General features: G+C 39.8%; 7 protein-coding genes and 2 pseudogenes. 1 reads left to right on the top strand and 8 read right to left on the bottom strand.

Going from position 1 to position 15,608, the window contains the following annotated elements; all coding sequences use genetic code 11:
- The 4 genes and pseudogenes from HMPREF0849_RS10465 to pitA form a co-directional block, all read right to left on the bottom strand.
- Positions 1-193 (bottom strand): annotated as a pseudogene (locus HMPREF0849_RS10465) (SrtB family sortase); the annotation flags it as partial.
- A gap of 16 nt (positions 194-209) precedes the next feature.
- Positions 210-1,475 carry a DUF7601 domain-containing protein gene (locus HMPREF0849_RS00370; protein WP_033605300.1) on the bottom strand — a complete coding sequence of 422 codons (1,266 nt, stop codon included), beginning with the start codon at positions 1,473-1,475 and terminating at the stop codon, positions 210-212.
- On the bottom strand, positions 1,475-2,026 hold the full coding sequence (sipA, locus tag HMPREF0849_RS00375; RefSeq protein WP_000924792.1) for a PI-2 pilus system signal peptidase SipA: 552 nt from the start codon (positions 2,024-2,026) through the stop codon (positions 1,475-1,477). The genes HMPREF0849_RS00370 and sipA overlap by 1 nt, the downstream gene beginning before the upstream one ends.
- Positions 2,026-4,617 (bottom strand): PI-2 pilus tip adhesin PitA, encoded by a 2,592-nt coding sequence (gene pitA, locus HMPREF0849_RS00380; RefSeq protein ID WP_001026091.1) that lies wholly within the window; start codon positions 4,615-4,617, stop codon positions 2,026-2,028. Before pitA ends, sipA begins: the two co-directional genes overlap by 1 nt.
- Before the next feature lie 358 nt (positions 4,618-4,975).
- Between pitA and pepT the strand changes: the two genes are divergently transcribed.
- A complete protein-coding gene (pepT, locus tag HMPREF0849_RS00385) occupies positions 4,976-6,199 on the top strand; it encodes a peptidase T (protein ID WP_001108894.1) in 1,224 nt (407 codons plus the stop codon).
- Between the two features lie 36 nt (positions 6,200-6,235).
- Here the strand turns inward: pepT and HMPREF0849_RS00390 are convergent, their stop codons facing one another.
- From HMPREF0849_RS00390 to HMPREF0849_RS00405, 4 genes and pseudogenes are all read right to left on the bottom strand, one after another.
- Entirely contained in the window at positions 6,236-9,283 is a 3,048-nt protein-coding gene (locus tag HMPREF0849_RS00390) for a pneumococcal-type histidine triad protein (RefSeq protein WP_000731439.1), read from the bottom strand.
- A gap of 13 nt (positions 9,284-9,296) precedes the next feature.
- Positions 9,297-10,214: a metal ABC transporter substrate-binding protein gene (locus HMPREF0849_RS00395; protein WP_000747425.1), complete on the bottom strand. Its 918-nt coding sequence runs from the start codon at positions 10,212-10,214 to the stop codon at positions 9,297-9,299.
- Between the two features lie 195 nt (positions 10,215-10,409).
- Positions 10,410-12,944, bottom strand: a complete 2,535-nt coding sequence (locus tag HMPREF0849_RS00400; RefSeq protein ID WP_000700280.1) for a pneumococcal-type histidine triad protein — start codon at positions 12,942-12,944, stop codon at positions 10,410-10,412.
- A 157-nt stretch (positions 12,945-13,101) separates the two neighbouring features.
- Positions 13,102-15,582 (bottom strand): annotated as a pseudogene (locus tag HMPREF0849_RS00405) (pneumococcal-type histidine triad protein).
- Positions 15,583-15,608: the final 26 nt, after the last annotated feature.

Below are 15,608 nucleotides of genomic sequence, written 5' to 3' on the forward strand. Positions count from 1 at the left end.
AACAGGTCTATAGGCTTCATACTCACTAGACGAAGACCTGAGAATAGACCTGATTGGCATCCCAAAGGGCGTAGAAACCAAAGAGAAAGACTAAGGCTGCCAAGAGGAGCAAGATATGATTCATCAATGCATCTACAGCAAGGACCAGACGCCTAGACAAACTCCTTTTTGGTTTCTCACGCTTGATTTTCATAAGTCAAACCACTTGTTTAAGCTTGTCTGCGTTTTTTAGACAAAACAACAAATCCAGCCAAACCAAGACCAATCATCAAGATGAAAGGAAGGTTGTCAATCAAGAGACCAGTAGGGGTAACGTCTTGAACGCTATTGGTGATTGTGTTTTCATTTCGTTTTTCGCCAACTAAAATACTATCTTGAGTCAAATCAGCTGAAATTCTGCCTGCTTGAGTTTTAGATACTCCATTTTCCCAATAAGCAGCTGAAGCTGTATAGCCCTGAGATCCTGTTTCAACCAATTTATAACGAGTACCTGCTGGGATTGTATCAAATACTAAGGATTGATCATGGTGTAGTGTAATTATTGTTTCTTTTCCGTATTCGAAAGTTTTAGAAACATTCCCGATTTTTCCTACAATAGATGTTCTATCTTCAGTAGATGCTTTTTTGAAAGTAAGCTTGAAAGTGAAATCTTTCGATTTATCTGCAGTTCCTCCTGAAACAACTTTTTTAATTACTAATGAGTCAACTTTAGGATTAAACTTCGCAAGGTGCGGATTATTAGGATGGGGGTGATTTGGATCTGTTATCTTACCAGCATTTTTACGATAGATATTTGTGAACAAATCATATTTGTAAGTAGGCCCTTTTTCAGATGGTTTCACTTTAGCTGTGGCCCCTGTTGTTTCTTGTTTAAAGTACACAGATGAGATATAGACACCACTCGTTGATTTATTTTTTACAATAACATGCATTTCATAGCTACGATTATCATATGTCATTGAGTCAATTGCATCATCACCTCTTTGAATTGCTCTCCAACCGTCATTTTGTTTTTCAGCTACAGTATAGACATATTCTCCAGCGTGTGTGTAAGTCACGTTTGCAAAAATATTTCCAGTTTCTTTCTTAATACTAGTTTGATTTGGTTGCAAAACATCTCTTTCAGAATAATTAATTGTTTTATCTGCTATTTGACCGTTTGAAGCATTGATTGTTTCATATGGTACTCCGTTATTCGAGTTACCGTTTTTCGGAGTGAAAGTAAAGGTAAAGTTAGCTAGTGGTGTAGTGATTCCTTCTGCAATATTCAACACCTTGTTAATGGATACTTGTGCATTTGTTTCTCCATTGGACATTGCGGTTGCATCAGAGTTTTCATCCGCAAATGTTGGCACTCCTCTAAAGACCGACAAGGCGGTTACAGCTGCAATGCTTGCAGTAACTAATTTTTTCAAAAATGTTTTTTTCATGATTATTCCTTTTATTTTTAAATTTCTTTTTTCATAAATTATCATCAAAAGCCCCGTCGCCTTAGGACTGTTACCACCTTGCCATGGGTATCCTGTATAGGAATGGTTCCAAAAGCACGACTATCTACAGCCGTTGTTCGATTGTCTCCGAGGACAAAGAGTTGTCCTGCTGGGACTTTCATGGGGAAGGTTGCCCCTTCCTTATAGAGCAGCGTTTCTTTGTAGATATCCTGCTCTTGTTGAGGAGAACCATTGATGATGAGACCATTTTCATTTATATCGATCGTACTTCCTTCGGTTGCTATAACACGCGCCACTCTTTCCTTACCCTTATAACTATATACGAGCAGATCACCAATCGAATAACGTTTATCCAACCTATAGTAGACAACCAAGTCGCCATCTTTTAAGGCTGGCTTCATGCCATCGTCATTATATCTCAATAGTCCAAAAACAAAAAAATAAAGGGTGGCCAGTACAAACCCAACCATCAGAAGCTTACTGACTAAGTAGAGGATATCTCCCCATACACTCGGCGGAGACTTATCCCGATTGACTTGTGTTACCGTTTTCTTATATTTCTTTTTTAGTAGCATTATTTTCTCCTATGTACCACTAGATATCCGAGTAGGATTGTAAAGAAGATTCCTCCTAGCGGAAGGATTATTCCTAACATGAGTGTACTGCTGAGGAAGTCAACTCCGGTTTCAGGTACACTGTTCTTGTTATTCGTGACTGTCGCGGACTTATCCCCATCCAGTTTGCCTTCTTGATTTTCATAAGATACCTGATATCCACGAGAAGAGTTTGATTCCTCTTCAATAGTGTAGTGACTATTGAGTGGAAGTCCATCAATTTTTATGGTTTGATCTTTGTTTAGATCTATAGACGCTCGACCGTTCGTAAATTGCAAAGGAATTCTTTTATTATTCACCGTTGCATTATAGGTTCCATTCAATGGACTGTTCTGAGCATCCCTAATGTTAATGGTAATCTTGAAGGATTTTAATAGATTGGCAAATACGCCTGTAACTTTTTTTGTGACTGATAAACTTGGAAGCTTGTGATTCGTAACAGTGCTGGTTTCGTCTTTATTCAGATCACCCTCTTGATTCTCATATGTAACGTGGTAACCGTTCGTTGATGCCGCTTCTTCTTCAACCTTGTAATGGGTTCCTCGAGGAAGATAGCTTAGAATACCTTTCCAACGTTTTCGTTTTTCGACACGGATCTCCGCTTCACCATTCACAACAGTTATCTCACCAAAAGTTCCATTCAATGGCGTAGAATCAGGAGAGGTTAGTTTTACCTTAATCCTAAACTCCTTGTTCAAGTTATTTTCAGCTTCCAACACTTTCTTAATCGTCAGACTTGGCAATTGTTTATAGATTACCTTAAAGGATGGTTTAGTTTCTGTACCAACATTTTTTATTTCTTTGGTAAAGGCTGGGATGTCCGGTGCAATTAAATCGTATTGATATCCTTTGGCAACTTTTTCAAAGTTCCTCGTTTCATTAGATTTATTTTTTTCAACAGTCACATTGATCTTTCGATATTCTTGATTGTCAGAACCTCCGTTCTTGTTCTTTTGAACCAGTTTCAGTTCAACATTACTCGGTTGATCAGCTGTAACAACAGTTCTCGCACCCGTCACACCTTGCCATTCAACTTCCACTGGTACCGTTAATGGATCTGAAGGCTTAAAGGTTGGGTTGTCAGAGTATTCTTTGGTCTTGGTTTGAGAGGTGCCTATTCCATAGGAATAGGTGACACTGGCACCTTTATTGGAGTAGAGTTTATTGACATCAGAACCTTCAGCATCACCAGCCTCTAGTTTTTTATCACCAGCAATAGCATCCAGGGCTTCTTGACTAGATGTAACAGTAAATTTAAGGACATATCTAGCTCCATCTTCTAAGGAATAATTCGGAGAAAATTTAGCCGTAACTTCCACTAATCCTTCTGACGTTGTCTTGGAATCAAAAGTTACTTGATTTTCGGTTAATGTTTCACTACTACCAGCCTTTTCTTTCACTACACGAAACTCTGACGATCCGTTTGGTAATAGCTGGACATACTTAGAAAGAACATCCTTGATAGTCACGTGGTGGACTCCCAGTGGCAGAATCTTATCAGTGATATCTTTGAAACTGTCTTGTAACTGGTCCTCATCATTTGCAGAGAATATTTCATTTGGAATGGAGGCATTATGTTGCCTCATATAATATTGCAGACTGGTAATACTGTCGACATTGTTTGAATAACGAAATTTAATCGAATAGAAACCATCAAGTGTTGGAGCCAAGCTATATGATAGACTATTTAGATTATTATTTAATCTATCCCAAAACCACTGGGGAGCTGTTTCGATATTAGGATCTTCGTTATTGTAGTTATATATAGTGTAACCATTGGCATCGTAGACCATATTCGCAAAGCCATCTGAAAGCAAAATAACGACTTTCTTAGCATTATATCTTGCACTTCCCATTAACTGGTTGGCCAAGGTTAATCCAGCCCCAATATTGGTCCCGGTACCAATACCTGACTCAGTACCAATGGAATTACCTCCTGCAATACTCATGTTGTATACCGCTGTTTTAGCAGCACGAGCATTGTTACTCCATCCTAAAATCGTGTTAGCATCATCCCATGGTGAAACGCCATCATAGTATTTTGTCATCCGTTCATAGGGCCAGTATGGTCTAAAAAGTCTCCATTTATTTCCATCCCAATACTGATCATTCTTTTTATTGTCAATTTTCCCACCAAATCCTACCATAGATAAACGGTTATTAGAATTGGATAGAATGGTATCAATTAAGCCCTTACGACCATTTGTTCCTCTTAGAGTATTTTTCAATGCGTCAATCCGACTGATCGTCCGTCCATCAAAAGATTGGACATCCTGATTCTGCATACTTCCTGAGAGGTCTGCTACTAAAACAACATCCAAGGGATCCGTTTGGGTCTCCGTTCCCAGTTTGGAAGTGATATCCAATGACAACTCATACTTGTCATCCTGTCCCGATATCGGAGTAATTGTTTTATGAAGGGTTGTCTGAGGTTCTGTAGTAGAATCAGCATTTAACAGGCTTATCGGAGCACACAAAAAGAGAATAGCTAACAGTGTAACTAAACGGCGCGCAATAATTTGAACTTTCTTAAAATCGAAGCGAATGTTCATTTTATTCTCCTTAACTAGAATGTACTAATATTGTTACTATATCAATCTAGGACATTTACAAGATAATTGTACAATAAAGTTCACGCAGTGTCAATTAATATGATTATTTTTATATTATGTTAATTAATAAAAGAGTATGATTCTTCTTTGTCTTTCAAACTATTCTATGGTAAAATGAAAAAAGAATAAAAAAATCTCATAAAATATCAATGCATATATTTTAATCTAAAATATCCAAGATTTCATTTAAAAGTCTATTGAATTTGAATTATTATATTTTTTCAAAATTCGTGAAATTTTCAGAATGAGGCATTTCCCGAAGTTTGCATTCTATTTTATGATTGTTAAAGGAGTTTTTATGAATTACCCGAACCTTTTAGAACGTTTTTTGACCTATGTCAAGGTCAATACGCGCTCTGACGAACACTCTACTACTACTCCAAGTACGCAAAGCCAGGTAGATTTTGCGACCAACGTTCTTATTCCAGAAATGAAACGTGTTGGTCTACAAAACGTCTACTACTTACCAAATGGTTTTGCTATCGGAACACTGCCTGCCAATGATCCAAGTTTGACCCGTAAAATCGGTTTCATCTCCCACATGGATACTGCTGATTTTAATGCTGAAGGTGTGAAGCCGCAAGTTATCGAAAACTATGATGGTGGAGTCATCGACTTAGGTACTTCTGGTTTTAAACTAGATCCTGCTGACTTCAAGAGCCTTGAAAAATATCTAGGTCAAACACTTATCACAACTGACGGCACGACCTTGCTAGGTGCTGATGACAAGTCTGGGATTGCTGAGATTATGACTGCTATTGAATATCTGACTGCTCATCCCGAAATCAAACACTGTGAGATTCGAGTTGGTTTTGGTCCAGATGAAGAAATTGGCGTTGGAGCTAACAAGTTTGATGCAGAAGACTTTGACGTTGACTTTGCCTATACTGTTGATGGTGGTCCGCTAGGAGAACTTCAGTACGAGACTTTCTCAGCAGCTGCTGCTGAGCTTCATTTCCAAGGGCGCAATGTCCACCCTGGTACTGCAAAGGGTCAAATGGTCAATGCCCTTCAGCTAGCAATTGATTTTCATAATCAACTTCCTGAGAATGACCGACCTGAACTAACAGATGGTTACCAAGGTTTCTATCATCTTATGGATGTGTCAGGTAGTGTCGAGGAGGCGCGTGCAAGCTACATCATTCGCGATTTTGAAAAGGATGCCTTTGAAACACGTAAAGCAGCTATGCAGTCTATTGCTGACAAGATGAATCAAGAACTTGGGAATGATCGCGTGACCTTGACTCTGACTGACCAGTACTACAATATGAAGGAAGTCATTGAGAAAGACATGACACCCGTTACCATTGCTAAAGCTGTTATGGAAGATTTAGGTATCACGCCAATTATAGAACCAATTCGTGGTGGAACAGATGGGTCTAAGATTTCCTTTATGGGAATTCCAACTCCAAATATCTTTGCTGGTGGTGAAAACATGCATGGACGTTTTGAATACGTCAGCCTTCAAACTATGGAGCGTGCGGTGGATACCATCATTGGCATTGTATCTTATAAAGACTAAAAAAGACGAGGTAGCTCAGCTACTTCGCCTTTCTTTTTATTCATTTGGTTGAGCACTTGTCTCAGACTCACTTTGTGCTTGCTTTTCTGTTGGTTTAGAAGTAGCTGTTTCACTGTCTTTCTCAGACTTAGATTGGCTATCAGTTTCACTTGCTTTTGAACGGAGTTCCTGGTTCAAGCTAATGATTTCTTTGGCTAGAGTGAGGAGACCTTCTTTATCACTGCTTTTGGCTGCAAGTTGATCAAATAGGGCATCAACACGTTCAAAGTCAGCATCGGATCCTTTGTTATCCTCTAAATACTTGTGAAGAGAGAGCAAGACATTATAGAGTTTTTGGTAGATAATCACCGTTTGTGGATCTTGTTCCGCTTCTTTTTTCTCTCGTTGGATAGTCGCTACAATACGATTTAAAAGATCTTCAAGTTGTGTTTTAGCTTCGTCAAGGTCTGCATTTTCCTTTTCAGTAGCCGCTTTGATATTAGCTGCTTCTTCAGCTAGGGATTGTTTGACACCATCTTCTTTGACACGTGCTAGGAGTTGAGCAGCTTTAGTTAGGAGAGCATCTACTTCTTCCTTCTTAACATGGCTAACCCGTTCTTCTGGCATAAAATCACCGTAGAGCTCTTTTAGGAATTCATAGATGGCGGTCTTAGCAGTTTGACTATCTACTTTTTCCGTATCTAGAATAGTCTTACCAGCTTTTGTAGATATGGGTTCTTCTTTGAGAGCTTCTTCTACTTCTAGCTTAGTTTGGTAAATAGTTGGGAATAACTTGTTCAAGTCGGTTGCTTTTAGGAAAGATTGTGACTGGTAAAGTTCCCATGTCAACTTGGCAACACGGTTCCGAAGTTCTTCTCTCAAACGACCATCAGACACATGTTCGTAGAAGTACTTGATGTACTCTACTGTTGTAACCCCTGTCCGATCTCGGAAATCTTGCAAGGCCTGCAGTTTCGCTTCAATCGCAGTCAACTCTGTCTCATCCTGTGCTAGTTTTGCTTCCTGCAAATGTACCAAAAGATCTTTCTTAGGCAAGCCATAAGTATCTGTATCCAGTGTATTGATCTTATCTACAAGGGCTTGATACTTCTTATCTAAAGGGGAAGTTTCAACCGGTGCCATACTTTGATCCACATGGATATACTGTTTATCAAAGAGATCCAAGGCTGCTAGGTATCCAGCAGTTGAGTTTGTTGCCAGTTTTTTCATATTTTCGGTGAATTGCCCCAAAGCAAGTTCAACCCGTCTCTGCATGATTGGCTGGTCTTTGTAGAGACTTCTGCTATCTGCTAACAGTTGATCCACCTTAGATAGAACTGTTTGTTCATCAAATGCTCCAGGTTGATAGGTCGATTGTAGGGCCGGAATCTTATTTTTCAAAGCTACTTCATAGCCCTTAGTTTGAACTTTGATATAGTGATTGTGGTCTCCGTGAGGAATCACAAAACTACCATTTTCTACTTGCAAACTATAAGGAGACACCCCATCACGTAGTGCAGTCGTATACAGTTCATTTAGGAAATCCAGTTCTGGGTTCCCAGTTTGGAGAGGAATACGAACATGTTCTTTTCGAACAGCATAGGGATGGATATGGGTTGGATCATAGGCTTGATCCGGATTTCCAAAGACAAAGAATCCATTTGAAATGCGAATCGCTTCAAGCGGTACTCCGTAGGTCTGTGAGATATACTTGATTTTTTCTTCATCGCTAGCATCTCTTGAGAAACTTTCCACAGTCTTTGCAAGTGGTTGAACGTGCTGAGACTGATGATTTTCTTTCAAGTGATCTTGGGCAGCTTTGATTTGGGCTGCAGTCAAGTCCTTCTTAAAGAAATAATGAGCGTGATCTCCATGAGAAACTACAAACCCTTGCTCATCTTCACTAATAACACGGTCAGCTGCAAAACCATGATCATGTTCTTCGTCATGATGATGGTCATGGTTCTCTCCATCGTGGTCATGATCTTCATGGTTGGTCCCCTGACTTCCATGGTCACCGTCTTGGTCATGATGATGGTCTTGCTGATCAGGATGTTCTACTGGTTTGCTTGGTTTTTCCAAAGGTGCTGGTTTCCCACTGTCGCTAGCAAGAGGAATCATACGAGCAATCTTTTCTTCCAAAGCAGAAAGCTTTGTATACGGAATGAAATGATAGTGATTTCCATGAGGAATCGCCACGCCACTCGGTGTTCTACTTGAAATCTTAGCAGGGTCAAAAATCAAGCCATCTGATTCAGCATAACGTTGACTACTTGGAAGAGCATAGAGCTGTTGCAATAGACTCTGAAGACTCTCAGCTTGATTACTTGGTGTTTCAGCCTTTTGACTTGGATTGCTAGTTTGACTAGTTGCGTTTGGACTCGGACGATAGTCCGTCACACTCGCTTGTTTTCTAGTTCCAGATAGGTAGGCTTGAGCAGCTGCTAATTCGCTAGCAGACAAGGAACTCTTTGGAATGTAGTGGTAATGTCCACCATGAGGGACAATATAAGCATCACCAGTATCCTCGATAATATCAGATGGATTAAAGATGTAGCCATCATCGGTAGTATAGCGTCCTTGCGATTGAGCAAGCGCCACTGCACTGTTAGAAGTTGGTGCATCATGAGTATGACCTTGTTTTTGGCGCTCAATTTCGTCCTTCGTACGAATATTATCAGCATGAGTCGCATCTTTAAGGTAGACATAATACTTGCCATCCACCTTGATAATGTAGCCACCTTTGATTTCATTGACAATATCAGCGTCTTTCAGTTGATAATTGACATCTTTCATCAACAGTTCTTCGCTGAAAATCGCGTCAAAAGGAACTTTACCATTGTAATAATGGAAATGATCACCGTGTGAAGTCACATAACCTTGATCGGTAATTTTCACAACAATTTGTTCAGCCTGAATATCTTCTTTTTTGTTAACTTGATCTGGTGTCTGGGTCTCTGTTTTTTGAGAATCTTGCTTCCCGTCGACATAAGACACACGGTTATTATCTTTGTTTCCTTCTACCTGGTGTTGGTTCAATGCATAGATGCAAAGGCTTAGGGAAAGGACAAGAGCCGATCCTGCTACAATATATTTCTTCTTCATTTTCATCATCTCCTCATTTTAATTCTTCTGCAAGAACATTCATATTTTCTTCTAGATTTTCTAAGTAAGTTTTGTCATTTTCAGGATCTGCTTCTAAAGGATTGAGTGTCTTTAGGCTAACTCCTGTTGATTTGACCAAGGTCTCAGCGACTTTAGAAGAAGCATTGCTCTCAGTAAAGATGGTTTTAACCTTATAGGTTTTAACGAATTCTTGGATTTCTGTCAACTGTCTCGGACTTGGCTCTTGTTCAGGGGAAATCCCTGCTATACCAAGTTGTTTCAAACCAAAGCGTTTAGCGAGATAAGAAAAGGCTGTGTGTTGTGTAACAAAGGTCTTTTGACTCGCTTTTTCAAAAATAGGCTGGTACTTCTTAGTCAATTCTTGGGCTTTAGCGATAAAGTTTTTAGCATTCTTTTGATACGTTTCCTTATTAGCACTATCAATCTCCGAAAGTTTGTCAGCGATAATCTGAGCTTCTTCACCTGCTTTTTCTGGATCTAACCAAGTGTGAGGGTCGTAGAGTGTTTTTTCATCGATGCCGTCACCAGCTTCAACATCTTCCAAACCTGGTACACGCTCCAAGGTCATTCCTTCAGAAGCTTCTAAAACCTTAACTTTTGAGTTTTTCAAGTTAGGATCCAGACTTCCAGCCCAAGATTCGAGCGTATGAGAATGGTAGACAAAGACATCCGCGTCATAGATAGCAGCAATGTCATTTGCTGACGGTTCAAAGGAGTGAATCCCACTACTTGACTGAATCATCCGTACGTCATTCAAGTCACCTGATACCTCTTTGACCATGGCATAGATTGGGTAAAAACTTGTTACAATCTTCATTCCTTTTGCTTCTTGTTTTTCTTTTTGACTACATGCTCCTAAGACAAGAACCAAGAGACATACCACTAATAATAGAAATGTTCTTTTTTTCATTGTTACTCCTTAACTAGTATTTAACCATTTAATTAACTAGTAAATAGTTTATCTTTATTTACACTATATGTCAAGATATTTTACATATTTTCATGAAAAAAATGAGAACTAGAACTTACATTCTGTTCTCATTTTCGATTTTAACTTTTCTAGTTCTCCTATCCTGTTTTTAGGAGTTAGAAAATGCTACTACCTTTACTTACTCTCTTTTAATAAAGCCAACAACTTTTCAGCTTCAGCCATAATGGTATTGTTATCCTGAGCACCAAATAGCAGGTTATTTTTTAAGCCAGTGAGAGTTTCTTTGGCATTGGACTTGATAATGGGGTCTTGGATCTTTGCAAGTAGCTCTTCAGCCTCTCTCAACTTCGCTTCAACCTTTTCAGTCTCGACCTGAGGTTCTTCTGGTTCCTCTGGTGATTCTTCTTCCGGCTCCTCAGTTGGTTTTGGAGATTCTGGTTTCTCACTTTGAGGCTTCTCTTCGCGTGGCTTTTCTTCCTCAGGTTTGTCTGTCCGAGGTTTCTCCTCTGATGGTTTTTCCGTTTGATTGGTATCAGCTTGACCATTTTGGTTTCTTTGAACATGGTCACTTGCATTGCCCCAACCACTATCTGAATGCGGACGTTCGTTTGGATGTTCGACATAGTACTTGACAGTCGCAAAGAGATCTTCTAGACTATACCCCTTAGGTGCCTCATAAAGTCCTTCGTCAAACCAGTCAAATTTGATGTTATGGTAATGATCATAATGAGGAATGATTAAACTACCGTTTTTAACTTCCACGGTATGTTGGAGATTGTAAGGCATACGATCAAGCGGCACCTTCTTAGCTGCTTTCACGCGGTTGTAGATAGCTTCTGCTCCTTTAGCCTCCGTATTTCCTGGATTCTGATGGTCTGTTGAAGGAGGAGTCAAACCTTTCTCTTTAGCATAAGCCTGGGCCGCTGCTCTTTCAGCTTCAGACAAACTATCTTTCTTAATCCAATGGCTATGGGTCATATGTGGAGTTACATAGGCATCCCCCTCATCACTGGTGATATCACGAGGATCAAAGATATAGCCATCTTCTGTTGTGTACTTGCCTGCCAACTTGGCCACTTGAATCTCATCATCTGTGTAAGCTATTTGCGCATTTGGTTTTCCTAGACGTTCTGGATGACGAATCGGTGCTAGAAAGGCCAAGATATCATCCACCAACTTGACTTTATCACTGCTTTCATCATTTAAACGTTCCAACAGTTTATCCAAAGTGTCAAAATCAGCTTGGCGCCCTTTATTATCAAGTAAGTCCTGATGAACTCTTGCTAGTAAATCATAAACCTTATTGTAAAATCCTTGATCACCAGATGGGAGGTTGGTTTTCTTAGCTCCGAGTTTATGATCTAAACTTTCTTGCTTGACTAGTTTACTATCAATGGCTGCAGCAGTTTCTGCTGAAAGCTCCTTGGCAGGAATATAACGTGAGATTCCATTCTCCTCAAATACATAGCCATCAGCAACTTTTCGAATCACCTGTTTAACTAATTTTTCATCAATTGGATTGCTTGGAGTTGGTTGAGGAGTTGGTGCAGGTTGCGGGCTTGGACTAGGTTCCGGAGTCGGTTGTGGACTTGGTTGTTCTGGTCTTGAATCCGGCACCCTATGGTTCGAACTGTACTGTAGAGGAATAATACGAGCGATTCGTTCTTCCAATTCAGACATCTGTGAATAAGGGATGAAATGGTAATGGTTCCCATGAGGCACAGCAACTCCTCTAGCTGTTCGACTTGTAATCTGTGCTGGGTCGAAAACAAGGCCATCAGATTCTACGTGTCGTTGGCTTAAAGGCAGTTTGTAGAGCTGTTTCAAAAGACTATCAATGTCATCACTTTGACTTGCTTGTCTATCGTCGCTACTGTTGTTAGATGTGTTCGTGTTCGTATAGCCACTGCCTTGATTATTATAGGATGGAATCCATCTATCTACATCGCTGCTGGTACTGTTGTTATTGGTACGGCGATAAGTAGCAGTGTTTGATTGACCACTTCTACCAGATAGGAAGGCTTCTGCAGCAGCCAATTCGCTGGCTGATAACTCATTCTTAGGAATGTAATGGAAATGGTCACCATGAGGAACGATATAAGCATCACCAGTATCTTCAATGATATCAGAAGCATTAAAGATATAACCATCATCTGTGGTGTAGCGTCCCTGTGAACGTGCCAAGGCTACCGCACCATCATTTCTTGGAGTCCCACCTTCACGCTGCTGACTATGCTCTTGTTTTTGTCGATTAATTTCTTCTTTCGTACGGACATTATCGGCATGGGCTACATCCTTAAGGTAAACATAGTATTTTCCATCTACCTTGATAACATAACCACCCTTGATTTCACTGATAATATCCTCGTCCTTTAGCTGGTAGTTTGGATCCTTCATCAGCAACTCTTCACTGATGATAGCATCATAAGGAACCTTACCATTGTAATAATGATAGTGGTCTCCATGTGAAGTGACATAGCCTTGGTCTGTTATCTTGATGACGATTTGCTCGGCATTGATGCCTTCTTTTTTGCTGACCTCATCAGGAGTCAAATTCTCCGTTTTTTGTGCCGCCTGTTTTCCATCTATATAGGAAACACGATTATTTTCCTTGACCGTTCTGGCTTGATACAGTCCCAACTCATAAGAACAGACACTTAAAACAAGTGTAGCTACTGACCCAGCTAGATATTTTTTATTGATTTTCATTCTTTCCTCTTTTCTTAAGTATATTTGATTCACTATAAAATAATAAACCAGTTAATTAACTAGTTAATAGTTTACTCTTTTTAATATTGCTTGTCAAGAATTTTACATATATACATAATAAAAATGAGAGCCTCTTTATCGAGACTTTCATTTTTCATTAGTTTATTTTTTCCTTACTTACAGATGAAGGATTACTTTCTTTTAACAACGCAAGTAATTTTTCTGCTTCTGCCATGATACCATTATTATCCATAGTTTGAAGGGTCAAATTATTTCGTAAACCAGCTAGAGTTTCTGTTGCATTGGCTTTCAGACTAGAATCCGTTACTTTCGCAAGCAAAACTTCTGCTTCTTTGAGTTTGGCTTCTACTTTTTCAGTCTCTACTTGAGGGACTTCTGGCTCAGCAGGTGTTTCCTCTACTGGCTCTTCATCCGCTTTGAAGTTCTTATTTGGATCTTCACTGTGGTCTTTCTTGCCTAACACATGCTCACTGGCATTGCCCCATCCATCATTAGAATGTGGACGTTCGTCAGGGTGTTCTACGTAGTACTTAATCGTCGCAAACAAATCTTCCAAGGTATAGCCATTTGGAGCTTTGTATGTGTGATCATCAAACCAAGCAAATTTTATGTTATGGTAATGATCCTTATGAGGAATAATCAAATTACCGTTTTTAACCTCAACTGTATGCTCAACCATATATGGAAGTCGAACGAGTGGAATTCGTTTTTCCCCTTTCACACGATTGTAAATAGCTGCTGCACTATCCCCAGTTGGATTTGCTTGAACATCTGCGTCTGGAGATGGAGGTAGGATACCTTTTTCTTTAGTATAGACTTGAGCTGCAACTTTTTCCTTATCAGAAAGGCTGTCTTTTCCAATCCAGTGACTATGGCCCATATGAGGCGTTACATATGCATCTCCTTCATCACTGATTATATCATGTTCGTCAAAAATGTAACCATCTGACGTTGTATACTTATCAGCTAATTGAGCAATACGAACTTCGTCTTCAGTATACTCAATCTGAGAATTTGGCTTGCCAAGTCGCTCTGGATGGGTAATTGGTGCTAGGAATGCCAATAAATCATCTACCAATTTTCCTTTATTAGAAGATTCATCATTCAAGCGTTCTGCTAATTTGTCTAAGGCTTGGAAATCAGAAGTACGACCCTTATTTTCAGACAAGGCTTTATGAGCCTCAGTCAACAGATTATATGCTTTATCATAAAATTCTTGGTCACGAGGAGCAACATTTTCTTTTTTAGCAGTTAAAGTGTGTGAAACACTCTCTTGTTTTGATAACTTGCTTTCAAGATTTTTAACAGTTTCAGATGGTAAATCTTTCGCAAAGACATAACGAGAGATGCCCTTTTCTTCGAATACATATCCTTCCCCAACTTTTCGTACCAGCTGACTAACCAAAGAAGAATTTGAGTCTATTTTAAGATTTGGTGCAGGTTGCGGGCTTGGACTAGGTTCCGGAGTCGGTTGTGGACTTGGTTGTTCTGGTCTTGAATCCGGTACCAAATGGTTCGAACGATAGCGAAGCGGGATAATGCGAGCGATTCGTTCTTCCAATTCAGACATCTGTGAATAAGGGATGAAATGGTAATGGTTCCCATGAGGTACAGCTACACCTCTAGCTGTTCGACTTGTAATCTGTGCTGGGTCGAAGACAAGGCCATCAGATTCGACGTGTCGTTGGCTGAGTGGCAAGGCATAAAGTTGTTTCAGAAGGCTATCAATATCCTCATCACTTTGACTTACTTGGCTATCGTTGCTACTGTTGTTAGCTGGGTTCGTATAGCTTTTGCTTTGATTGTTATAGCTGTTGCCTTGATTATTATAGGATGGAGTCCATCTATCTACATCGCTGCTAGCACTGTTGTTATTGGTACGGCGATAAGTAGGCGTGTTTGATTGGCCACTTCTACTAGATAGAAAGGCTTCTGCAGCAGCCAATTCGCTGGCAGACAAGTCACTCTTAGGAATATAGTGGAAGTGGTTGCCATGAGGAACGATATAAGCATCACCAGTATCTTCAATGATATCAGAGACATTAAAGATATAACCATCATCTGTGGTGTAGCGTCCCTGTGAACGTGCCAAGGCTACCGCACCATCGTTTGCTGAAGTCCCTCTTTCACGATGCTGACTATGTTCTTGTTTTTGCCGATTGATTTCTTCTTTCGTACGGACATTATCCGCATGGGTTGCATCCTTAAGGTAAACATAGTATTTTCAATCTACCTTAATAACATAACCACCCTTGATTTCACTGACAATATCCTCGTCCTTGAGCTGGTAGTTTGGATCCTTCATCAGCAACTCTTCACTGATGATGGCATCATAAGGAACCTTGCCATTATAGTAATGATAGTGGTCGCCATGCGAAGTGACATAGCCCTGGTCTGTTATCTTGATGACGATTTGCTCGGCATTGATGCCTTCTTTCTTGCTAACCTCATCAGGAGTCAGATTCTCTGTTTTTTGCGCAGCCTGTTTTCCATCTATATAGGAAACACGGTTATTTTCCTTGACCGTTCTAGCTTGATACAGTCCCAATTCATAAGAACAGACACTTAAAATTAAAGCTGCCGCAGAACCAGCAAGGTATTTTTTATTAATTTTCATCGAAACTCTCTTTCTTTTTTGATATT

The organism is Streptococcus sp. C300 (assembly GCF_000187645.1).
Taxonomy (GTDB): Bacteria; Bacillota; Bacilli; order Lactobacillales; family Streptococcaceae; genus Streptococcus; species Streptococcus oralis_CQ.

What these genes read in the sequence shown, in the direction of transcription:
- HMPREF0849_RS00370 (WP_033605300.1), bottom strand. Translation starts at nt 1,475, where the DNA reads ATGATAATTTATGAAAAAAGAAATTTAAAAATAAAAGGAATAATCATG.
- sipA (WP_000924792.1), bottom strand. Translation starts at nt 2,026, where the DNA reads ATGCTACTAAAAAAGAAATATAAGAAAACGGTAACACAAGTCAATCGG.
- pitA (WP_001026091.1), bottom strand. Translation starts at nt 4,617, where the DNA reads ATGAACATTCGCTTCGATTTTAAGAAAGTTCAAATTATTGCGCGCCGT.
- pepT (WP_001108894.1), top strand. Translation starts at nt 4,976, where the DNA reads ATGAATTACCCGAACCTTTTAGAACGTTTTTTGACCTATGTCAAGGTC.
- HMPREF0849_RS00390 (WP_000731439.1), bottom strand. Translation starts at nt 9,283, where the DNA reads ATGAAGAAGAAATATATTGTAGCAGGATCGGCTCTTGTCCTTTCCCTA.
- HMPREF0849_RS00395 (WP_000747425.1), bottom strand. Translation starts at nt 10,214, where the DNA reads ATGAAAAAAAGAACATTTCTATTATTAGTGGTATGTCTCTTGGTTCTT.
- HMPREF0849_RS00400 (WP_000700280.1), bottom strand. Translation starts at nt 12,944, where the DNA reads ATGAAAATCAATAAAAAATATCTAGCTGGGTCAGTAGCTACACTTGTT.